Here is a 23,039-nt window from a genome sequence, read left to right as displayed (position 1 = left end):
AAAATCAGTAGTGGCGAATAACTTCAAAACGCTCCAGACTATAGTCCTCATCCTCATAGATACCGGCCTTCTGACGTGCGATATCGATCTGCTGCTCTATGCTGTCAACACCGTCGAGATTAGGTAATAGGAGGCCTCTTTTTCTTCCGTGGGTCACAATGACTCCGTATCTCTTAACATCAAGCTGGTCGGGGCTGTCAATCGGCTCAGGCTCATCCAGCACATCCACGCTCATCTCGAGGTATGGAAGCTCATCCTCCTTGATCATCGGAAATCTCGGATCGTTTGTGCCTGCACTGATGGCATTTTGCATTATCTCATCAGCGATGCAGGAGGTTGTCGGAAGTATGGTTCCAATGCAGCCTCTAAGGGCTCCGTCCTTGTGAATGGACACAAAGGTTCCGGCTCTTCTTTCAAACATCTCTCTGTCCATATCAGACCACTTATCACCCTTAACGTCCTTTTTGGTAATCCTCTTGCCCATGGTTATATAGCTCTCAAGCGAATATCTGGCAAGTCTTACATAAGGGTCTTCATCCTGTTTTCTCTTCTCCAGCTGCGCTTTCTTTTTATCTCTCCACATCTCAAGGAAGTGCCTGCTATCATCAGGGCCTCCCACCTCGAAGGTGCAGATTCCGTATCCCACACCAAAGGTTGCCTCATGAGAGAGCTTGTGCGCAGTAACAGATAATCCGTCCAGCGCGCCTGCCATCATGACAAAAGACCTGTGACCACACTCGGCAGCTTTGTCGCAGAAGGTTTCATCGAAGTCAAGGAGCCTGTCAAACTCTCCGCTACCGCATACTTCCATTATTCTCTCATCATACTCAGGCCCTTCCTTGGCAAAACCATAAGGCCCGTCTTCCTTCATCTTGTGTGAGAGATCTCCGCTGGCAACGTAAACTGCCCTTACGCCGGTCCTTGCGACCGCTTCCGCAATTATCTGTCCCATCTCATAGTGCATAGGAAGTGAAAGACCTGACAGACCGATCCTTACAATCTTAAAGTCCTTATATTTCTCTCTTATATAGTACAGAGGAATCATTGTTCCATGGTCAAGGTCAGGGTCTCTCTCCCCCATAGTTCCTGCAGGAAAGCCCTGGATCTCCATGCTCTTTATGTCGTCTTTCTCCTGTCCGTAGGAGTCGGAAATTGCGCAGATTTCAGCCACAAGATCTGTGTCATACTCCACATCAAACTTCACCTGGCCTGCTCTGAACTGCCCCATATCTCCTGTAGCTCTTTTACCCGGAGAAACATGGAAGTAATCGGCATACATGACGCTGTGAGGGCTTGAAATAATGATTGTCTCAGGCGCAAGTTCTGCTATCTTTTCAGCCACCTGCCTGTAAGCATCAGTTGTTGCCCTGATCTTTTCCTCTTCGCCTCTTCCTACCTCAGGTAGCATGATAGGCGGATGTGGTACCATAAAAGCTCCTACTATTGGCATATCTGGTTCCTCCCTCTTTATTAAAAATCAACAAGTGACTTCATATCCTCAGGAAGCTCAGCCTCAAAAGACAGCTCTTTTCCCGTTATAGGCTGCATAAATTCAAGGTGTGCAGCGTGAAGAGCAGCTCTCTTCATTCCGTGGCTGTTCTTTATCTCTTTTCCATAAAGACTGTCTCCCAAAAGCGGATGTCCAATATATGACATGTGAACTCTGATCTGATGAGTTCTTCCGGTATCAAGACATAGCCTTACAAGCGCATAGTCTTCAAACTGCCTGACCAGCTTATAGTGCGTAATAGCTTCTTTCCCGCTCTCCATTACCTTTCGGATCATGCGCACACCCTCTTCCTGGCCGATTGGTGCATCTATTGTTCCCTGCTCATTTTCAAGGACTCCGCTGACAATGGCCAGATATTCTTTTCTCTTGGACATATTTCCCTTCTGATTTGAGAGTATCGCAGCCGCATGCCTGTTTTTAGCAAATATCAAAAGACCTGACGTCTCCCTATCAAGCCTTCCAATGGTGCGGACCACATGATTTTGGCCTGTACGAAGATAATAACCTGCCAGAGCGTTTGAAAGTGAATCAAGATGGTGGGCATAGGATGGATGCACCACCATATCTCCGGGTTTATTAAGAAGGATCAGATCCTCATCCTCGTAGACTATGTCTATAGGATCATCTGAAGGGATCACATCACCCGAATTGTCAGTATCTTCATATATCTTGACCTTTAATATATCACCGGCGCTTACAGTCTCCTTAAGCCATATCAGCTTGTACTGCGCATCCCCTGCCTTCTTTATCATTACTCCGTCTTCAAACTGTTTACACCTCGTTATCTCTCTGGATGACAACTTCAGCTTACCGGACATGATCTCCCTGACTTTAAGTCCTTCCTCATTATCCGTTATCTTAATTTCAATTTCTCTTGCACTTTCAGGCATTATATATCCGTCCCTTAATTTCTATTTCCTTACTACTAATGATACGATATTTACCCCTGTTTTTACAGCAAAAACGGCACATGACAAAAGCCATGTGCCGTAATCTTACAAATATTAAACTTACTTCTTAACCGAAGCACATTTGCTGCAACATGAGCAGTTTCCGCCGCTACATCCGCTACAGCCCTCTCCTCTGAGTTCTTTCTTAAAAGTCCTTATTGTCGCTCTTCCGGAGAAGAATACAATTACCGCAAGTGCGATTACGACAACTGCGTTTCCGATAATAGATGCCATATCGCACCTCCTTTCTAACTAAAACACACTGAAAACTACATTTTTATTCATTAAGCTGTCATCTTAACAGCCATCTCTTTTCCCTCACCCTCAGCTGCCTGATAGCCTTTTCTGAAGATAAGGTAGAGAAGTCCTGCAAGAAGAACTATTCCTGCGATGGTTCCAATTCCGAAGGAAACCTGTCCGAGGATAAGTCCTCCGATATTGTAAACGATAAGAGCAAGAACATAAGCCCATCCTGTCATGTATCCGATTGCTGCCCAGGTCCACTTAGCGTTGTTCATCTCACGCTTGATGGCTCCGATTGCTGCAAAGCATGGTGCGCACAGAAGGTTGAAGATCATGAACGCATAAGCTGCAATAGGTGAAAAGTCAGCTGCGACTCTGCTCCAGATCTGCTCACCCTCTTCTCCGAGTTCTTCTTCACCGTCATCATAATTATAAAGTACACCGAAGGTTCCAACAACCTCTTCCTTAGCAACAAGACCTGTTACTGTTGCAACAGTAGGCTTCCAGCTTCCAAAGCCAAGGGGCTTAAACACGAAGGAGGCTGCGTTTCCAACGCTTGCAAGGAGGGAAGCATCCATTGCATTTACATCCTCTACAGGAACATCCATCTTGTCTGCGAGCTGTGCAACATACTCATCTGTAATGATCTCTTCATCCTCAAAGAGATTATCAACAAGTCCGAAGTGTCCGTTTACTGAACCGAAGGATGACAGGCACCAGATAATAACTGAAGATACTACGATAACGCTGCCGGCTCTCTTAATAAATGACCAGCCTCTCTCCCATGTGGCACGAAGCACACCTGAAACAGAAGGAACATGGTATGTAGGAAGCTCCATAACGAAAGGAGCAGGAATTCCGGCAAATGCCTTAAACTTCTTAAGAATGATTCCGGAAAGGATGATTGAACCGATTCCGATAAAGTAAGCTGAAGCTGCAACAAGTGGTGATCCACCGAAGATCGCACCTGCGATGAGTCCGATGATAGGAAGCTTAGCACCGCATGGCATAAAGGTTGTGGTCATGATGGTCATCTTTCTGTCACGCTCGTTCTCAATTGTACGGCTGGCCATAACACCGGGAACACCACATCCTGTTGCTACAAGGCAAGGAATGAAACTCTTTCCTGAAAGACCAAACTGTCTGAAGATACGGTCCATAACGAATGCAACACGGGCCATGTATCCAACATCCTCAAGGATTGAAAGGAGCAGGAAAAGAACTAACATCTGCGGTACGAAACCGATAACAGCTCCAACACCTGCAACAATACCGTCCTGGATAAGTCCGTATAAAACTGTACCCTCTTCTACATGGAGAATACCAAGAAGTGTATCAAAGAATCCGGGAACCCACTCACCGAAGATCACATCATTGGTAAAGTCTGTAGCTCTTGTTCCGATTGAAACACTCCAGCCGCCCATGGCGATGGCATATACGAAGAACATGATAAGAGCGAAAATAGGAAGACCCAAAATTCTGTTGGTAACAATCTTATCAATCTTATCTGATACAGTAAGCTCGCCCTTTGCAAGGCCCTTCTTAACTGCCTTATCTGTAACCTTTGTGATATAGGTGTATCTCTCGTTTGTGATAAGTGATTCAGCATCATCATCAAGAGCGCTCTCACACTGCTTTGTAACAGCCTCGATCTCTTTGAGCTGATCTGATGTAAGATGAAGCTCCTTTACAGCCTTCTCATCTCTCTCGAAGGCCTTTACTGCATTCCAGCGAAGGAATTTCTCATCGCTTCTATCCTTTATGATCTCTTCAATCTTTACTACAGCATCCCTGACTTCGCCTGTAAGGAAATCACTGTTGTGGCTTGCTTTTCCAATCTTAGCTGCTGTAACCGCCTTCTTGACAAGGTCCTGTGTTCCCTCGCTCTTAAGGGCTGAAAGCTCAACGACTTCACAGCCAAGTGCATCTGAGAGTGCCTTGATATCGATCTTGTCGCCGTTCTTGCGAACCAGGTCCATCATGTTAAGTGCTACAACTGTTGGAATGTTCAGCTCGAGGAGCTGAGTTGTAAGATAGAGGTTACGCTCGATGTTGGTTCCGTCAACGATATTAATGATAGCATCGGGCTTCTCTGTTACAAGATAAGTTCTTGATACTACTTCCTCAAGTGTGTATGGAGAAAGGGAATAGATACCGGGAAGGTCCTGGATTACAACATCCTTGTACTCATCTCCCTTAAGCTTACCCTCTTTCTTTTCTACAGTAACGCCGGGCCAGTTTCCGACGTATTGTCTGCTTCCTGTTAAATCATTAAAAAGTGTTGTTTTACCACTGTTGGGGTTACCAGCAAGTGCAATCTTTAATTCCATTTATAGCCTCCTAATGTGTGATCATTTTAAAATGCGGTTTTTGGTGTTAGCACAAGCTAACCGCCCTTCTAAAAATAATCTGCATAACTTTCATGCAGAATGAAAATGGAAATATCGGTCTTACTCGACCTCTACGAACTCTGCATCAGCCTTACGAACGGTAAGCTCGTATCCTCTTACTGTAAGTTCGATAGGGTCACCCAGTGGTGCAACCTTTCTTACGTAAACTTCTGCTCCCTTGGTCAGTCCCATATCCATGATCCTGCGCCTTGTCGGGCCTTCACCATGGAGTCTTACAACCTTGGCACTGCCGCCAATCTCCACATCTCTAAGTGTCTTCATTACTTTTCTCCCTCTATTTTGAAATTTTTAGTAACAACATAAAATTATCCGCATCAGATAAAGATGCGGTTTGCGAGTGTCTTATCAAGAGCTATGCGGCTGTCCTTGACATTAACAATAAGGTTTCCGCCGTTCTTGTTTATTATGGAGATCTCTTCTCCTGTGACAAAGCCAAGTGTCGCAAGGTGCTGCCTGGTCTCGTCATTTCCTGTGATCTTCTGAATCTTTAAAAGCTGTCCGCTATCTGCAAAAGTAAGTGGCATCATGAATACCTCCTATATTGTTAGCAATAGGCATCTAATGTTACCTACAGCTAACTTGATTCATTACTAGGATATTCCGAGAGTGCCTTGTTGTCAATTGCTAACAGATAATTTTTATCAATTTCATCACTTTTATAGCAATAAAAAGTACTGATACAGATTTTTTTGTACAATCTGCATCAGTACTGATTTTGCGCAATTATATTTTGTTAGTCTAAACTAATATCCTTGATGTAATTTATGGCAAGGTTACATCATCCCTTTTTTATCACGCATCCTCTCGATAGCATCCATAGCAAGCTTACTTCTCTCACACTCAGAAGCTGAAAGAGAAATCTGCCATGCCAGAGGGCTTCCCTTCATATGCTCGGAAGCATAGGAAAGACCGTTTGTACGCTCATCAAGGAAGGGCCTGTCGATCTGGTTTGGATCACCAAGGAGAATGATCTTGGTATCCTTGCCTGCTCTGGTGATAATGCCCTTGGCCTGAGTAGGAGTCATGTTCTGCGCCTCATCGATGATAAGGAAGGTCTTAAGAATGGATCTTCCTCTTATGAAGTTAAGAGCCTCGCACTGAACTATTCCTCTCTCAAAGACTTCATCAGTCTTACCCTGAAGCTCCTTCTCATCTTTGTATCGCTCCTCTTCATTGGAGTCTATGAGCTGTTCAAGGTTATCAATGATAGGTCTCATAAGAGGCGATATCTTTTCCTGCTCATCACCGGGCAAAAATCCGATGTCATCATCAAACTGCGAATTAGGTCTGCAGACCAGGATCCTTCTGTATTCACCGGTAGGACGATTTATCATCTTCTCAAGGCCGACTGCCAGTGAATAGAAAGTCTTGGCAGTTCCTGCCATACCCTTTACGATGACCAGTGGCGCTACATCTGCCGGCTGCATAAGTGCTTCCTGAAGGAAGTATTGTCCTGCATTTCTCGGCTTAACGCCGTAGGGCTGACTCTTTTCATACTCAAGCTTTTTGATAAATCCTTTGCAGACACGTCCCATCTGGGTCTTACCCACAGACTGATCCGCTCTTACTACAACAAACTCATTTTCATATAAATCAGGTTTGTACTGCTTCCCCTCCTCATCACAACAGTAAACGGCTTCTACAGGGATTCCTTTCTTCTTGAAGTCCTTGAAAAGATCCTCCGGAGCATAGACATCAATACGTCCTGAGTACTGCTCGCCGCCTCCTGCAACCTGCTCGGTTGTGAAATCTTCTGATTTGATATTAAGAAGCTGAGCCTTAATACGCATCAGAATGTCCTTAGTTACAAGAATTACCTGTTCCTTGCTGCTCTCCTTAAGTCCCTTGCACACTTTTAGTATGCGGTTGTCAGACTTATACTCTGACATATCCTTCGGAAGCTCAACATCCTTGAAGTTCTTCTCAACTCTAAGAAGTCCTCCATTGTCAAGCTCTACACCCACAACCAGATCTCCCTGGCCTCTGAGCTGTTCGAGAATCCTGATGGCTTCTCTTACATTGGCTCCACGCTCACCTTCATCCCTCTTGTGCGTGTCAAGCTCCTCCAAGACTACCAGCGGAAGAACGACCTCGTTATCATCAAAGCACTTGAGAGCATGGGGTGCTTGAATCAAAACGTTGGTGTCCAGTACGTAGATCTTCTTCATGCGTAGGTCCCCCTCTATTTGTATGACTTTGAAATCATTATACCATATATTGTGGTAATGCAACATAAAATAAAAAAAGAGCCTGTATCAAAATATGATACAGGACTCTTATCGTTGTTATTATGATCAGAACTCGCAGGACTGTGGTGTTCTTGGATAAGGTATTACGTCACGGATATTTTCTACGCCTGTTAAGTACATGATAAGACGCTCAAATCCCATACCGAATCCGCTGTGGATGCATCCGCCGTATCTTCTGGTATCAAGGTACCAGTCGATGCCTTCCTTATCAACGCCCATCTCATCCATTCTCTCTATGAGCTTGTCGAGATTCTCTTCTCTCTGGCTTCCTCCCATAAGTTCTCCTGCCTGAGGAACAAGGAGGTCAACTGCTGCAACTGTCTTGTTGTCAGGATTTACCTTCATGTAGTAAGCCTTGATGTCCTTGGGCCAGTCAGTTACAAATACAGGTCCGCCGAAGTAATCTACGATATATTTCTCATGCTCTTTTGCAAGGTCTTCTTCGTAATCGGGCTTGAAATCCCACTTAACATCAGCTTTTTTAAGAATATCGATAACGTCGTGGTGCTTGATTCTTGTAAAGTCAGTATTTACGATGTTATCGAGCTTCTCTTTAAGTCCCTTGGCAACGAACTTGTCGCAGAAATCAATTTCCTCAGGGCACTTATCGCAGACATACTTAACAACATACTTAAGCATCTCTTCTTCGATATCCATAAGGCCGTCAAGATCGCAGAAAGCCATCTCAGGCTCGATCATCCAGAACTCATTTGCATGAGTCTGAGTGTTTGAATTCTCTGTTCTGAAGGTTGGTCCGAAGGTGTAGATATCGCCGAAGGCCATTGCAAAGGTCTCACCCTGAAGCTGGCCTGAACCTGTGATAAATGCCTGCTTACCGAACAGATCCTTCTTGAAATCAACCTTACCGTCCTCAGTCTTTGGAAGATCATTCATGTTAAGAGTTGTGATCTTGAACATCTGATCCGAACCTTCACAGTCAGCGCAGGTGATAAGAGGTGTATGAACATATACATATCCTCTCTCTTGGAAATAGCTGTGAATAGCCATTGCTGCAACGCTTCTTACTCTGAATACCGCACTGAAAAGGTTGGTACGTGGACGAAGATGTGCAACAGTTCTAAGGAACTCTCTTGTATGTCTCTTGGGCTGGATCGGATAATCCTCCGGGCAATCACCCAAAAGCTCAACGCTTGTAGCTTTTACTTCAAAAGGCTGCTTATTCTCGGGAGTAAGTACCAGTGTTCCGATAACCTTAACACTTGCACCGACACCAATCTTGGAAGCATCAGCGAAATTAGACAGCTCCTTGTCGTATACTACCTGTAAATTCTCGAAAAATGAGCCATCATTGATATTAAGGAATCCAAAATTTGACTGTGCTCTGTTGGTCCTTACCCATGCGCATACAGTCACTTCCTTTGATGCATACTCAGATGTTTTTGTAAATAACTCCCTGATTTTAGTCCTCATCTTTTTTTCTCCTCAAAATAATACTATTAAGAAATATTATCACCTTTCGCGAATATTGCAAAGAGTTTTAATAGCTGTTATCAGCCTTTCGTTTGCATTATGGTCTTTGATCGCGATCCTGTAATACCCTATATCAAGTCCGTCAAAAGTCCTGCAGTCCCTGATCAGGATTTTATGCTCCAGCAGTCTGTTATACAGCTCTTCATCACTTCTGATCAGAATGAAATTCGTATCAGATTCGCAGGTGCTTATTCCAATCTTCTCAAGTTCGTTTACAAGATATGCCTTCTCTCTTTGGATCATCTCAAGAGATTCTTTGGTAAAAGAGCCTTCTCCTGTAATCTCAGCGCACTTAATCCCCACGCGATCCGCAAAAACCGACATGTTCCATTCAGGCAAAAAGCGCCTGAGTCTCCCTGTATTTTCCGCGGAGGTTATGGCAAATCCAACTCTCACTCCCGGTATGGAAAAGAGCTTTGTATAGGCATCTACCACAAAGAGATTCGGATATTCACAGGTGAAATTCCTCGCACTTTGCGGAATTTCTTCACAATCTCTTTTACCGGATAATCTAAAGAAGCATTCATCTACAATGAGCGTAGCACCGACTGCCCTGCATTTATCCATTGTCTTAACCAGTATGCTTTCCGGTATCAGCCTACCTGTGGGATTGTTAGGGTTTCCAAGAATAACAAGGTCGACATCATCTGTTATTGCGTCTATAAAGTCCTCATTCAGGACAAAGCCATCTGCCTCTCGAAGCAGAAAGTGCCCAGTAGCACAGTCTTTTGCAGCGCCGAGTGCATGCTCGTAGCCATAGAAGCTCGGGATGGGTAAAAGAGCTTTCTTCGGCCTTACCATATTTACTATAGCCATGAGCAGCTCTGATGCTCCATTACCACCTACAATGTTTTCTGCCGTGAACTTCGCATTCTTCTGAGAAAGCCTGTTCTCCGCTTTTGCCACAGCTGTAACAAATTCGCTCTGCATAATATCAGGATAGTTTGAGACCTGATCCGCTGCAGTTTTAATCTCATCAAGAACCTGCACCGGGCATGGAAGCGGATTTAAGCTCACCGAGAAATCCAGTTCTATTTTTTTGTCATAAATCTCTCCGCCGTGTAACATACAAGCTCCTGAATCTTTTTTCACCAATTATCTATAATACGAAATGCTAAGAACTACTGCAAGAATGACCATCAGGACAATACAAAGAGACTCTGTACCATACATTAATCTGCAGGCCCTTTTAATGTCTTTTCTCTCAATAGGTCTGTCGTCATCCCCTATATAAGGCTTTTTGACAACCTTGCCAAAATAGCTGGCATCTCCGGCAAGTCTAACTGAAAGAGCTCCGGCAAGAACGCTCTCGGTCTGAGCTGAATTCGGAGACTTATGATTGTAGCGATCTCTTTTAAATATCTTGGCAGCTCCCTTTGCCGAATACTCTTTTCCCATAAAGAATGATGCACCTATCATAAGAAGTGCGCTTATCCTTGCGGGAATATAGTTAAAGACATCGTCCATCTTAGCTGCAAACTTCCCGAAATACTCATACCTGTCATTGTGATAACCCAGCATGGAATCCATGGTGTTCACCGCCTTATATACCAGTCCGAAAACTGCTCCGCCAAGGAAACAGTAAATAAGAGGCGCAATGACTCCGTCGGAAGTATTCTCTGCCACGGTTTCAACCGCTGCTCGCACGACTCCGTCTTCATCCAGCACGTTTGTATCTCTTCCGACGATCATGGAAACTGCGGCTCTTCCGGCATCAAGGCCGTCTTTTTCCAGCGCATCATACACTTTCATGCTCTCATCTTTAAGGCTTTTTGCTGCGAGGCAATATGCTGTAAGAATTGCCTCTACCGCGATTCCCAGATAGCTGCTGTAAAGATGCGTAAAGAACCAGATTGCAAAGCCGACGACAAAGGTAAGCGTCACAACGATAACCCACAAGAGAGCTCCGAGACAGAACTCCTTTTTGGTGTTCCTTGCCTTATCCTTAGTTTCTTTTCCAAGAAACGCCTTTTCCAAAAGACCTATAACTCTCCCCATAAGCCTTACGGGATGAGGTATCCGGTGCGGATCTCCGACGATCCTGTCTATTAAAAATCCAATAAAAAAAGCTATAAAATGTTCTATCATAATCTGACCACAAAGAAGTAAACAGCAAGCACAAGGAGGCCGATCAGCTCTCCTCTTGCAACAAACATGCCTGCCGTGTCTCCTGTAACTCCGCCGAATTTCTTATTGCAAAGGTATGCATAGTAAAAGCAAAAAATGATGAGAGCCAGAAATGCAAAAGCTCCTGCCATCAGATTTATGTATATCATAAAAAGTCCGGAGACAGAAGCTAGAAACGTCAAAAACATAAAGTCGGCGCTTCCCGTCTTTCCCGCTTCTCTGCTGAGCATACCGTCACTCTTTGCCTTTGGAAGGACAAGACTCAAAACTCCGCAAAGGGCTCTTACAAACACGAACAGAAGCGCAAAAAGATATATTCCCATGTAACCCGTATCTCCGGCTCCTGCATAGGCAAGCAGATACGCTCCAAGGATAAACAAAAGGGAAAACCTGGCAAACCCGATCACGGCAAAAGCTCCGATATGCGGATCCTTCATGATCTCAAGGCTTCTCTCCCTCCCCGAATATGAAGAGAGGGCATCGCAGACGTCCATATAGCCGTCCAGGTGAAAACCGCCGGTAATAACAACAGGCACCAGACACATAAGGAGTGATGTCACAAACACAGGAACTTCAAATCGGCAGCATATGATCCACAGGCCTATTTCAAGTCCTCCGATAACCATCCCGATTAAGGGAAGAAAGCTTATGGCATGACTGTACTCCTCCTCTTCCCACTTAAACTGCGGTACAGGAATCCTTGAGTACATGGAAAATGCAATTAGTATACTCTTAATTATTTTCACTTTTATGCCATTCTCCTTCGATAAATTCATAGACTGTATCAGCCAAGCTGCGCAGCCTTCCGTTCACCTCATCAAGGCATGTGATATACTCTTTTGTCTCCTCATCAAATTCATCTCTCTGTGCAAAAGAGTTTGTCACTATCACTACGTTTTTAGCTGCCCGGCAGATTTGTTCCACGTCTGAAACAACGGCCCCTACAGCACTGTCTCTGAGGCTTTGAGTACCTTCAGTTTTCATAAAGTTCTCATCGTGCATCACATTCCCCACCAGGTTAGATATACACTCAATGAGCACTGTAGAATCCTTAAGATCCGGCTGTCCCGATACAGCTTCCCAGGCCCTCACAGGCGCTTCTATGGTAAAAAAGCCTTTTCCTTCCCGTTTCTTTCTGTGCTTTTTTACTCTTTCGTATCCCGCTTCGTCCAGGATCTCCATGGTGGCAAGATATATTCTTTTGTTTTCTCCCGAAAGCTCAAGTGCCACATTTTCTGCCAGCTCACTCTTTCCGCTATCAGGCACTCCCACGACTAAAACCACCATCAGTCAAACCTCTCATAATCCTCAATATCGTAATCAGCAAACTTCGCTGCGTTGTTGTAGAAATCCATCGCCATATCAAGAAGTGAAAATGCCATTAAAGCTCCGGTTCCCTCACCAAGCGCAAGATTTCCGTTCATAAGAGGCTTAAGTCCCAGCTCACTAAGCGTAAAGACATTGCCCTTCTCTCTTCCTGCGTGGGATGCGATCATGTAGTCAGATGTCCCGGGAACAATGGCATTTGCCACCATTGCTGCGCAGGTGCTGATCACGCCGTCAAGCATGACAGGTATATGATAGATCCCGGCGCCTATGCACACTCCGACAAGGCTTGCTATATCCAGGCCTCCGAAGGTCCTCAATATTTCTAAAACCCTCTCTTTTTCACCAAGACCATCAAATGAATACTTGGAAAGTCCTTTTCTCAAAACGTCTATTTTCCTGAACAGCCCTTCATGTGAAAGCCCTGCTCCGCGCCCGGCAACATCAGAAGGATCAAGTTCAAGCATTGCGCATATTACAGCACAGGACGTAGTGGTATTGCCTATTCCCATCTCTCCTGTTGCAAGGATATCTGTACCTTTCTCCGAAAGCTCTTTTACCAGGCCTATCCCTGTCTCTATGGCGGAGAATACCTCACTCTCATTCATGGCAGGCTCATCAAGAAAACTCTTTGTTCCCCTGCTGACCTTCATGTCAAGAACTCCACTGATCTCTTCGCAGCAGTCAATCCCGATATCAACAGTAACAACTTCAGCATTCACTTTCCTTGCCATGGTGCTTGCGCTGCTGATACCCTTTCCGAGAGCTACTGCCACAGCCTTTGTGATCTCGCTCCCGCTTTGGGATACGCCCTCTTTTACAATTCCGTTGTCTGCGCACATGACAACCAGAGTCTTTTTATCAATCCCGGGGTGTTCGCTGTTTTGGATCGCACCGATCCTGCAGATCACATCCTCAAAATCTCCCAGAGAATCCAGGGGCTTTGAGATCCTATCCCAGTTTCTTTTCACCTGCATAAAGACCTTTTCGTCAGGCTTATCTATATTCAGATCAAACAGTTCTTCCTTGGTCATACAAAATTCCTACATTCCTAAAAATCTCTCTATAACCTTCCTGCATGAAGGATAGTAAAGGTGTGCAAATCCCGCAAAGACATTTCCCTTTGACTGATATCCGCTCCAGGACCTGCCACTGCTTAGCTTGGTAACAGTAACAGCTTCGCCGTTATCCGTGGTGTCGTAGTAATGGAATTCATGCCCTCTTACGCGATCTTGTTCCATCAGAAAGGGATTGTCTAAAGCTCTGCTAACGGATACATAACCAAAATGCGAGAGCTTATCTGTCATGAATGAGCTGCCACTAAGAGCTCCCACCATGTCGTATTCGCTGCCCTCTTTATCTTTGAGCTTCTCCTGCAGGTAGAGAAAGCCTCCGCACTCCGCAAGGATTGGCATCCCTAAGTCTGCAGCTTTTTTGATGCTATCGCGCATGCTCACATTTTCCGAGAGCTCTTTTGCATAGAGTTCAGGATAGCCTCCGCCTATGATCAGCTTTGAAACCTCCGGAATTTTTCTATCATGGATTGGGGAAAAGAACTTTATACGCGCCCCCATTTTCTCAAGAAGCTCAAGGTTTTCCTCATAGTAAAAGCAAAAGGCTTCATCCCTGGCAATACCCACAGTCACGTCAAACTGCGGATATGGCTTTTCTTCCGAAGTGTTTAAGACTCCGGCCTCATTTGCTATCTGCATAAGAGCGTCCATATCAAGGCTCTTTAAAAGCTCGTCAGAAACGCTGTCAACTCTTGAAAGGAGCTGTGGAACCTCCGATGGCATAACCAGCCCAAGGTGTCTACTCTCAAGGGCGCCATCCTTTAGTGAAGGGAGCGCTGCTATTACAGGGATTCCAAGATCTCTTTTGATAAGGGTTGAAAGCTCAGAAACAACCGCTCCTGATACCCTGTTAAGAATAACACCCTTTATCACGTGCTCACTGCCGTACTCAAGATATCCCTTTATCATGGCAACCACGGATTTGCTCATGCCCTTTGCATCAACAATAAGTATCGCCGGGGTCTTTGTCCTTACGCACAGATCATATGAAGATCCAAGCCCTTCCTCGACTCCAAGGCCGTCATAAAAGCCCATGACACCCTCAATTATGCCGATGTCGCACCCTTTTGAGCCTTCGATGAGGCTTCTTCCTACTCCCTCTTCCCCGGCCATTATAAGGTCCAGGTTTCTTGAAGGAACCGATAATACGCTTTTGTGAAACATCGGATCTATAAAGTCAGGTCCGCATTTAAAGGCGCAGGGATTAAAGCCCTTTTTTACAAGAGCTCGTAAAAGTGCACAGGTTATAAGAGTCTTTCCGCTGCCGCTTTTTGGCGCGCACAAAAGAACTCTTGGCAGTACTTTTTCTCTTTCCATTACCATCCACCTAAACTTCAAAAGCTATAACAAACACCGGATTCATCCCATCTGCCATGTGATAGGTTCCGACTTCCTTAAACCTTGCTGCGCCAAGCTGAACCACCTCAGTGTTTGCTGCTCCCATGGCACTGATCACTTCCATGGTCTTTCCAAGGGTTTCAAGAGTTACGCAATTGACCACAAACCTTACAGGTCCGTTTTCCCTCTTGCAGCTCCTTATAATTTCTTCAAGATTTCCACTGCTTCCGCCTATAAATACATGGCTTGGCTTTGGAAGACCGGCTAAAGCTTCAGGCGCTTTTCCATCAACAATCTCCATATTCTCAAGGCCGAATTTATCTCTGTTCTTATATAGGAGCTCTATGGCCTTTTCATTTTTCTCTACGGAAAAGACCTTTACACTCGGATCAGTAAGTGCAGCCTCCAGCGATATTGAACCTGTTCCTGCACCAACATCAAAGAGAATACTGTTTTTGGTAAGGCCAAGCTTTCTTACAGACAGTGCCCTTACTTCTTCCTTGGTCATGGGCACATCGCCCCTTATTATCTCATCATCCGAAAGTGCCGGGATCAGCTTGTTCTTAGAAGCTACCGGGTTCTCGATATACATTAAGGTCTTGCCCTTAACATCACATTCCAAAAAGCCTTCTGCCCCATACACGCTTATCTTCTCTTCATCTGTTCCAAGCTCACACCCAAATGTCACTCTGCATTCTTCAGGCAATCTCTTGGCTGTTTCAAGTGCTGCTTCTGCGCTATTTGCAAGAAGAATTACTTTCTCATTTTTCCTGACAAAACCGCCCACATCGCATTCTCTGCCGTGGTTTGAGATTATCGTCACATCTTCAAGAGCAGTGCCGATCCTTGCTGCAAAGAGTGATACCGAAGATATTCCGGTTATCTTTTTTACTGTGTAGCCCTCTTCTTCAAATATTGCAGAAGCTTTCTTTGCTCCGCTGCAAAGGCTTATATCTCCTGAATACACCACCAGAGGAGCCTTATACTCATGATGCTCCTTTAGAAATTCCAGAATCTTCTCTCCCTCATACCGGTCCTTTTGAGGAGCGGAAATCCCATTTATTCTCTCAAGAATCGTCTTTGCGCCAAAGACAATATCAGCTTCCTTTAAAGCTTTTGAAAACTCAGCGGTATAGAACCTCTCATCCCCTGGGCCTACACCACCCAGAGTTATTTTCTTGCAAGGTTCCTCTAAAGGCTCTTTTCCCAGAATAGCAAAGATCCTCTCAAGTATTTCTCCGGCTTGCAGGCCATCATTAGAGGCATCATTTTTCTCAGGATTTCTTATAACGATTGCCTTAGCATTACAGTTCGCACAGGCCATTAGTTTCTCTGAAAATCCCCCTGCCTCTCCGCTGTCCTTTGTAAGGATGACCGATGCATTTACTTCTCTAATCAGAGCTTCATTCATAGCCACCGAAAACGGTCCCTGCATTGCAATTATCTGACGCCCCCGTAGCCACGCTTCATGACACTTTTCGATGCTTGCAACATCAGGGATGATTCTGACATAAACTCTGGATATGTCTGAAATTCCGCTTGTAATCTCTTTTAAATCCCTGCTACCCGTAAGGAGCAATATGTTTCCTGCCCGCTTCTCAAGCTCTTTTGCCGCCTCTGCCACATCTTCAACATATGTCACGTTTCCTGCATTTACCTCAGAATCTGCAGTTTTTCTCAGTAACCTTAAATAGGTAAAAGACTCTTTTTCACAGGCGCTCTTTATCTCCTGGGAGGCCTTTATCGCATAGGGGTGCGTCGCATCGACAACCGCAGCAAACTCGCCGCTTCTAAGAAGCTCGGCAATTGCATTTCTGTCCATGCGTCCCACAAGGAGAGATGCTTCTCCGCTCTCCTCTTCAACTGTCTTTCCATATTCTGTTGCAACGCTGACCACATGTGGAATTCCCAGTTCCTCTAACTTACTAGCAAACAGTCTTCCTTCAGTGGTTCCGCCGAAAACAAGAATCTTATCTCTCACTTTGATATCCTCTGGCTGTGACCATAAGTCCCATTATATTTCTGGTTGATGAATTGCCGATAAACACCGTCGAGAACATATCTGCGGAAGCTTCTTTCAGCTCCCCAAGGGTAAGGACTTCTGAGTTCTCACCGTCTCTTCCGATGTTCCTTGCAATTCCGCACACCCTCTCTTCTTCGATCTCCTCAAGAAGTATCTCACAGGCCTTCCTTAAAAATCCGGCTCTCGACTTACTCTCGGGGTTATAGAGCACAATGACCATATCCGTCTGTGCTGCAGCCCGGAGCCTTTTTTCAATAAGTTCAAAGGGTGTGAGCCTGTTGCTTAAGCTTATGCAGCAAAAATCATGTATAAGCGGAGCTCCCAAAATGGCTCCACCACTGATGGCCGCTGTGACTCCTGTCGTAGCCTTTATGGAAACTTCCGGAAAATCAACACCCATCTCATAGACAAGTCCCAAAAGGCCGTATATTCCTGCATCTCCGCTGCATATAAGGGCAACCTTTTTGCCTGTATCCGCCTCTTTTAAAGCAAGTCTTACCCTCTCTTCCTCCTTCATCATCGGAGTACTGATAAACTTTTTATCCTCAAACATAGGGCGCACCAGATCGCAGTAGACGGTATACCCAACGATAACATCGCAGCAGTTGAGCACCTTGGCGCTCCTTATTGTCATATCCGAATACTGTCCCGGCCCAAAACCAACCACATACAAACTCTTTTCACTCATCGGTAAAGCTCCTCCCAAAAACTCCAACTGCCAGTGTCATACCATTTTCTGCTCTCTTTTTCATGATCAGTCTCTTGCAGCCAAAGGCCATGACTGACCTCTCGCAGACATTGTCAGCCCCTGTTGTTTCTCTCACAAACTGCGAAGCTGAAAACTCTCCTTTCTGCTGCATTAGCAGTTCCTGCGAAAAAGTCTTAAATTCGGCTCCAAGACTCTCTGCGAGCTCTATTATCCCCGCCTCTTTACTCTTTAAATCTATGGAGGCAACAGCTAAAACACTCCTTTTATCAAGAGAAAGTTCATCAAGAATTCGGTCTGCAAATTCTATAAGCTCTCTTCCCTCTTTTCCTTTTCTGCAGCCTACGCCAAGCACAATGCACTTAGGGATCAGCTGTAATTGTTCTTTGCTACAGGTCTTTGGTGATATGGTAAAAGAGCTGTCTCCTTCTTGTAGCTCTTCTAAATCCTTAACTCTGATCAGGCTATCCCTATTGAATGAGATTTCAAAAACATCTTCAAATTCCGGATCTACTCTGTAAAACGCCTTGTTATGTTCAAGAAGATATGCAGAAAAAGACTTAGCCTTTTTCATATCGTTAATTACAAGGCCATTGTTTTTGGCAAACACATCAACAGCAAACTCGCCTCTGACGTCGCTGGCTGTTGTGATAACGGCTGTAGCCCCGATAATATCTGAAAGCTCTTTTGCCGCAGCCACTCCGCCTCCTAGGTGTCCTGAGAGAATGGGGATCACGAATCTCCCCTCTTCATCGATGACGATCACAGCCGGATCTTCAGCCTTGTCAGTTATATACTGAGCAATCGCCCTCACAGCAATTCCGCAGGCGCCGATAAAAACGAGAACATTTCCTTTCTTGAAGTTCTCCTTAGTCCAGTCCGAAAGCCCTCCGGTTTCCAGCTTATCAGGGCCCCAGGCACCTGTTTCTCCGGGTATCTTCAAAAGGATTTTTTCCATCAGCTGCCTTCCCGCCGCAGTAAAGCATATGAACTTGTATTTATTCTTTGATGCCCTGTCCATACATTTTTTCCTTAAGCTTTTTGATCACCTTCGAGTAGTTGTCCCTAAAGTGAGGAAAAGCACAATTCTTACAATTCTTGATGCCCTTATCGGTCCATACGTAGCTTCCGCCGCAGTCATCATAATCATATAAAGGGCAATAGCAGAACATACAGTTGAACTCTGTCTCCGGCACATCATGGCACGGAAAGGACTTGCAGTTTCTGTTTGTAAAAAAGCTGGTTCCTCCTGCATTCTTTGTGCCGATAATGCTCTGCATCACCTTATCATACATATCTTCATCAAGGTCAAAGAGCTGCTTTAAGAGCCCTTCCTCCATAACTTCATCAGGTCTTTTGACAAGAACATGCCCATCGTCATAGACAAGAAGAAGTCTGTCGCAATAGGAAAGCGCAAGCTCAAGCTCGTGGAGTGAAGCTACAATTGTCACACCTTCGTCTGACAGCTTTTTTAATGTTTCCATCAGCTCGTATCTGTGTCTTATATCCATGTAGGAAGTGGGCTCATCCATCACGAGGAACTTTGGATCCTGGGCGATTGCTCTGGCAATCAGGGTCCTTTGCTTCTGACCGTCGCTGACATCTGAGTAGGCGATGTCTGAGAGCTCTTTTATCTTCATCAGCTCCATTGCCCTGTCTATCTGGGCATTATCTTCCTCTTTCAGCCTTCCAAATCCATCGGTAAAAGGGATCCTTCCGGCAGATACCACATCCCTGCAGGTCATAAGGATCGGCTTTACTCTCTCGGTGGTGACAACGGACATGACCTTCGATATCTCTTTTGGCAGAGCCTTGGAAACATCGAGGTCATCCAAAAGGACGCTTCCTCCGATAAGTGAAAGGCTTCCGTTTATGCTCTTTAAGATTGTGGATTTACCGCCGCCGTTGGGGCCAATGATGCCAATGATCTCGCCCGGTGCAACATTAAGGTCCACATCTCGAACCACTATTTTTTTGTGATATCCGGCTATGACCTTATCAAGTTTCATTATTTAAGTTTCTCCTGATTATCATAAAGATAACGATAGGCGCTCCAAAGAGCGAAGTTACAGCAGAAATGTTCAGCTCCGTGGGTGCAAAAAGGCTCCTGGCCAGAAGGTCACTGAACATGCAGAATACTGCGCCTGACATAAATGCCGCAGGCAAAAGGACTATAGGCTTTGAAGTCTTTAGTAGTTCCCTCATTAGGAACGGAACAGCGATTCCTATAAAGGAAACAGGTCCGACAAAGGCAGTTACACAGGCAGAGAGGACACTTGATAGCAGTATGACTTCACTTCTTGTGACCTTAACATTTACTCCCACACTTCTTGCATAACCCTCTCCAAGTCTGAAGGCATCTAAGGACTTACCAAGAAGCATCACCAAGACAAATGCTACTCCCACGATTGCCAGTGCGTATTTAACGCTCTCCATGTCAACTCCGGAAAAGCTTCCCTGTGACCAGCCGTGGAGATTTACAATATCCGAGTCATCAGCAAAGGCAATGAGAAAATCCGTAACTGCGCTGCAAATATAGCCCACCATGATTCCGGCCGCCAGAAGAACCATCATGTTTCTTACGGCTTTTGAAATGATGATGATAAATCCCGTTGTGAGGATTGCCCCGGCAAAGGCCGCCAGTATCAAAAGAAGTGATGAGGATCTGCCTGTACTTCCGACAACAAAGATCAGCACCAGTGCCACCATCATCTTGGCTCCCGACGAAATTCCCAGAATATAGGGACCTGCGATGGGGTTTGAAAAGTAAGTCTGCAAAAGAAATCCTGAAGTGGCAAGTCCTCCACCAAGAATAATGGTCATGATCACTCTGGGAAGTCTTATATCCATGATGATAGCTCTTGTCTTCTCATCACACGCGCCTCCCGTGATTGCTCTTAGGACCTCTGTAAATCCGATATGAACATTTCCGATCCCGACACTTAAAAAGAACCCGACAAGTATCAGAACTGCGAGGGATACGTATACTATCACCCCTCTTAGAGATCTTTCTCTATTCATTAGTGCTGCTTCCTTCTCTGAATCCGGTAGTAAAAGTAGCGTCGTAAAGTTTTGACTTGTCATAGCCCTTTGGCGCCACTACATCTCCGACAATAATAAGAGCTGTTTTTGTTATATTATGCTGCTCTGCAACTAAAGCAAGGTTTTCCAGTGTTGTTACATACTTCTCTTCATCCGGCCAGGTGGCCTTATAGACAATGGCGCAGGGAGTATCCTTACTTCTTCCTGCCTCCAAGAGTTCTTTTACAAGTCCATCGATGTTACCGGCGGATAAGAAGAACACCATGGTTGGATCCTTGTCAGGGACCGGAGTCCTGCCCGGCATCCTGGTAAGAAGTACGCTCTGGCTTATCCCCGGAAGCGTATACTCGAGGTTAAGCGCCGAGGCAGCTCCGCAAAAAGAGCTGACTCCCGGAGTGTAATCATACGAGATGCCCAGTTTATCAAGCTCATCCATCTGCTCACGGATAGCGCCGTAAATACTTGGGTCTCCGGTGTGAAGGCGAACGATCTTTTCGCCACTTCTCTCTGAATCCTTCATAAGATCTATGACTTCTTCAAGACTTAGCCTTGATGAATCGTAGACCTGACAGTCAGGCCTTGCCTTGCTTAAGAGCTCAGGATTAACCAGAGAACCGGCATATATGATAACATCCGCTTCCTCAATGTATTTCTGTCCTCTGATTGTTATAAGGTCCACAGCTCCGGGACCGGCACCAACAAAATGTACCATCAGCCTTCTCCTTTTATCTCAAAAAGCATGTCTTTTGCGCCGGGGCTCTCTGAGAGAAGTCTGTATCCATCAGCAAATATGATGGTCTCACAGGTGATCTTCCCCTCTGCCCAGCTCTCCATATTTTCCTTAATGCTCTCTGCAATATGGCAAAAGACCTTTTCCTTATATCCAAATTCATCGATGATCCTTAAGGCTTCATCTGTCATCACGCACTCATCGAGCTGACTTTTAATCTTTGAAAAGCGCTCTTCCGGCGCGAATTTTGAAACTGCGTCTGAGAGGATCTCCATCCTGTGATCTCCGTATTTTGAGTGAGTGTTTTTTATTCCTCCGGCCACCTTCACAAGTTTCCCAAGATGCCCCACAAACAAAAGCTTCTCAAACCCTGCATTCTGTGCCATCATCAGGGTGTCATATACAAAGTTAGAGCACAGAACTGCCCTGTCCTCGTCTATCTGATATTCGTCTGTTATGAATTTCAGACCATAGTTGCCGGGCGCCACCAGCAGTACCTTTTTCCCCAGGGCCTTCTGCATGTTTATCTGCGCCTTAATGGTCCCAAGGATTCCTTCATCACTCATGGGTTCGACGATTCCCGTGGTGCCCAGAATTGAGATTCCGCCAACTATACCAAGCTTTGGGTTAAAGGTCTTTTGCGCGATATCCCTTCCGTCCGGTGCACTGATGATAACTGTAGCTCCGTGGGATTTAGCTCCATTTGCTGCAAGAACCTCTTCTATGTTCTCTCTTATCATCTTCCTCGGCACAGAGTTGATGGCAGCTTCGCCAATGGGCTGGTCGAGCCCGGGCTTGGTTATTCTTCCAATGCCTTCTCCGCCGTAAATAAAGATTTCACCGTCATCCCTTAGTGAAACCGATGCCTTTATCTTCATTCCGCTGGTAGCGTCGATATCATCTCCGCCATCCTTTATAACGCAGCAGGATACGCCAGCCTCTGTCTTCTCAATATCTATGATCTCAGCTATATAGGTTATGCCCTTTGGCGTAACAATGCTGACCTGACTTATATCAGTGCCTTCAAGAAGCATCAAAAGGGCAGCCTTTGCTGCAGCTGCAGCACAGCTTCCCGTTGTGAACCCGGCTCTCAGCTTTGGGGAGTCAAGGGAGTCAACGGGGACGGTTCTCCTTGACTCCTCAAGAGGAGTCAGAGAGAACCGTCCCCGTTGACTCCCTTGACTCCTTTGGCTTTCCATGTTGTATAGAATCGAATTGCAGATAGCTGCTGCGACTCCGCTTCCGCCTTTTCTTCCCGCATTGATTATGTAAGGAACGTCCATGTTTCTGATCAGGTCTTTTCCCTCAACCACGTTTACAAAGCCCACCGGAACTGCGATTATGAGTTCAGGTCTAAAGCCCTTTTCCTGCCATAATCTGTTAAGACTTGCAAGAGCTGTGGGTGCATTGCCGATAGCAAAGATCAGTGGAGCATTGATCTCTATCGCTTTTTCCATGCTGACATAGGCTCTGGTTACGCCTCTCTCCTTAGCCAGCTTTGCCACCTCTTCATCTGCCATAAAGCAGTGAACTTCTCCGCCGTACCCGGCAAGAGTTTTCTTGTTGATGCCTGCAAGTGCCATGTTGGTGTCGGTTACAATATGTGCTCCGCTCCTGATGGCAGACTTGGCTTTTTCTATCACGCCTTTAGAAAACTCCAGCGTATCAGCATACTCAAAGTCAGCCGTGGTATGAATAACCCTTACCACGGTAGGCTCTACGTCCGCAGGAATAACCTTCCCGGCCTCTGCAAGCTCTTTTCTGATAATGCGAAAGCTTTCTTTTTCAATTTCCGATGGCAGTATTTCCTTAAATCCCAT

The 23,039-nt window shown here is 45.4% G+C and carries 21 protein-coding genes; all 21 read right to left on the bottom strand.

The window, feature by feature from the left end; translation table 11 throughout:
• Positions 1-4: 4 nt before the first annotated feature.
• Positions 5-1,450, bottom strand: a complete 1,446-nt coding sequence (amrA, locus tag G589_RS0113195) for an AmmeMemoRadiSam system protein A (RefSeq protein ID WP_026522468.1) — start codon at positions 1,448-1,450, stop codon at positions 5-7.
• A gap of 20 nt (positions 1,451-1,470) precedes the next feature.
• Entirely contained in the window at positions 1,471-2,400 is a 930-nt protein-coding gene (locus tag G589_RS0113190; RefSeq protein WP_035776100.1) for an RluA family pseudouridine synthase, read from the bottom strand.
• A 120-nt stretch (positions 2,401-2,520) separates the two neighbouring features.
• On the bottom strand, positions 2,521-2,694 hold the full coding sequence (locus tag G589_RS21945; RefSeq protein ID WP_196811887.1) for a FeoB-associated Cys-rich membrane protein: 174 nt from the start codon (positions 2,692-2,694) through the stop codon (positions 2,521-2,523).
• 50 nt (positions 2,695-2,744) lie between these two features.
• Entirely contained in the window at positions 2,745-5,033 is a 2,289-nt protein-coding gene (feoB, locus tag G589_RS0113180; protein ID WP_026522466.1) for a ferrous iron transport protein B, read from the bottom strand.
• 120 nt (positions 5,034-5,153) lie between these two features.
• Positions 5,154-5,375, bottom strand: a complete 222-nt coding sequence (locus G589_RS0113175) for a FeoA family protein (RefSeq protein WP_026522465.1) — start codon at positions 5,373-5,375, stop codon at positions 5,154-5,156.
• Positions 5,376-5,428: 53 nt separating this feature from the next.
• Entirely contained in the window at positions 5,429-5,641 is a 213-nt protein-coding gene (locus tag G589_RS0113170) for a FeoA family protein (protein ID WP_022769018.1), read from the bottom strand.
• A gap of 246 nt (positions 5,642-5,887) precedes the next feature.
• Positions 5,888-7,282, bottom strand: a complete 1,395-nt coding sequence (locus tag G589_RS0113165) for a PhoH family protein (RefSeq protein ID WP_026522464.1) — start codon at positions 7,280-7,282, stop codon at positions 5,888-5,890.
• A gap of 126 nt (positions 7,283-7,408) precedes the next feature.
• A complete protein-coding gene (gene asnS, locus G589_RS0113160) occupies positions 7,409-8,794 on the bottom strand; it encodes an asparagine--tRNA ligase (RefSeq protein ID WP_026522463.1) in 1,386 nt (461 codons plus the stop codon).
• 39 nt (positions 8,795-8,833) lie between these two features.
• Positions 8,834-9,922, bottom strand: a complete 1,089-nt coding sequence (locus G589_RS19980) for a pyridoxal phosphate-dependent aminotransferase (protein ID WP_051192386.1) — start codon at positions 9,920-9,922, stop codon at positions 8,834-8,836.
• A 27-nt stretch (positions 9,923-9,949) separates the two neighbouring features.
• Positions 9,950-10,942 carry an adenosylcobinamide-phosphate synthase CbiB gene (cbiB, locus tag G589_RS0113150; protein WP_026522462.1) on the bottom strand — a complete coding sequence of 331 codons (993 nt, stop codon included), beginning with the start codon at positions 10,940-10,942 and terminating at the stop codon, positions 9,950-9,952.
• Positions 10,939-11,727, bottom strand: coding sequence for an adenosylcobinamide-GDP ribazoletransferase (locus tag G589_RS19975; protein ID WP_051192385.1), 789 nt, complete (start codon positions 11,725-11,727; stop codon positions 10,939-10,941). Before G589_RS19975 ends, cbiB begins: the two co-directional genes overlap by 4 nt.
• Complete coding sequence (locus G589_RS0113140) at positions 11,714-12,268, bottom strand: bifunctional adenosylcobinamide kinase/adenosylcobinamide-phosphate guanylyltransferase (protein WP_026522461.1); 555 nt, start codon at positions 12,266-12,268, stop codon at positions 11,714-11,716. Before G589_RS0113140 ends, G589_RS19975 begins: the two co-directional genes overlap by 14 nt.
• A complete protein-coding gene (gene cobT / locus G589_RS0113135; RefSeq protein WP_026522460.1) occupies positions 12,268-13,341 on the bottom strand; it encodes a nicotinate-nucleotide--dimethylbenzimidazole phosphoribosyltransferase in 1,074 nt (357 codons plus the stop codon). The genes G589_RS0113140 and cobT overlap by 1 nt, the downstream gene beginning before the upstream one ends.
• A 9-nt stretch (positions 13,342-13,350) precedes the next feature.
• Positions 13,351-14,697, bottom strand: a complete 1,347-nt coding sequence (locus G589_RS0113130) for a cobyrinate a,c-diamide synthase (RefSeq protein WP_051192384.1) — start codon at positions 14,695-14,697, stop codon at positions 13,351-13,353.
• Positions 14,698-14,707: 10 nt separating this feature from the next.
• Positions 14,708-16,699, bottom strand: coding sequence for a precorrin-6A reductase (cobK, locus tag G589_RS0113125; protein ID WP_035776097.1), 1,992 nt, complete (start codon positions 16,697-16,699; stop codon positions 14,708-14,710).
• Positions 16,689-17,429 carry a precorrin-3B C(17)-methyltransferase gene (cobJ, locus tag G589_RS0113120; protein ID WP_026522457.1) on the bottom strand — a complete coding sequence of 247 codons (741 nt, stop codon included), beginning with the start codon at positions 17,427-17,429 and terminating at the stop codon, positions 16,689-16,691. Before cobJ ends, cobK begins: the two co-directional genes overlap by 11 nt.
• On the bottom strand, positions 17,422-18,468 hold the full coding sequence (locus G589_RS0113115) for a cobalt-precorrin 5A hydrolase (protein ID WP_026522456.1): 1,047 nt from the start codon (positions 18,466-18,468) through the stop codon (positions 17,422-17,424). The genes cobJ and G589_RS0113115 overlap by 8 nt, the downstream gene beginning before the upstream one ends.
• Positions 18,446-19,456, bottom strand: a complete 1,011-nt coding sequence (locus G589_RS19970) for an ATP-binding cassette domain-containing protein (protein ID WP_051192383.1) — start codon at positions 19,454-19,456, stop codon at positions 18,446-18,448. Before G589_RS19970 ends, G589_RS0113115 begins: the two co-directional genes overlap by 23 nt.
• The gene (locus tag G589_RS0113105) at positions 19,446-20,468 is read right to left on the bottom strand and encodes a FecCD family ABC transporter permease (protein WP_026522455.1); all 1,023 of its coding nucleotides are present in this window, start codon (positions 20,466-20,468) and stop codon (positions 19,446-19,448) included. Before G589_RS0113105 ends, G589_RS19970 begins: the two co-directional genes overlap by 11 nt.
• Positions 20,461-21,201, bottom strand: coding sequence for a precorrin-4 C(11)-methyltransferase (gene cobM, locus G589_RS0113100; RefSeq protein WP_026522454.1), 741 nt, complete (start codon positions 21,199-21,201; stop codon positions 20,461-20,463). The genes G589_RS0113105 and cobM overlap by 8 nt, the downstream gene beginning before the upstream one ends.
• Positions 21,201-23,039 carry a cobalt-precorrin-5B (C(1))-methyltransferase CbiD gene (cbiD, locus tag G589_RS21290; RefSeq protein ID WP_051192382.1) on the bottom strand — a complete coding sequence of 613 codons (1,839 nt, stop codon included), beginning with the start codon at positions 23,037-23,039 and terminating at the stop codon, positions 21,201-21,203. Before cbiD ends, cobM begins: the two co-directional genes overlap by 1 nt.

The sequence above is a fragment of the Butyrivibrio sp. VCB2001 genome (assembly GCF_000423965.1).
Taxonomy (GTDB): Bacteria; Bacillota; Clostridia; order Lachnospirales; family Lachnospiraceae; genus Butyrivibrio.
Note: the sequence above shows the minus strand (reverse complement) of the source record. Positions and strands in the feature narration are given on the sequence as shown.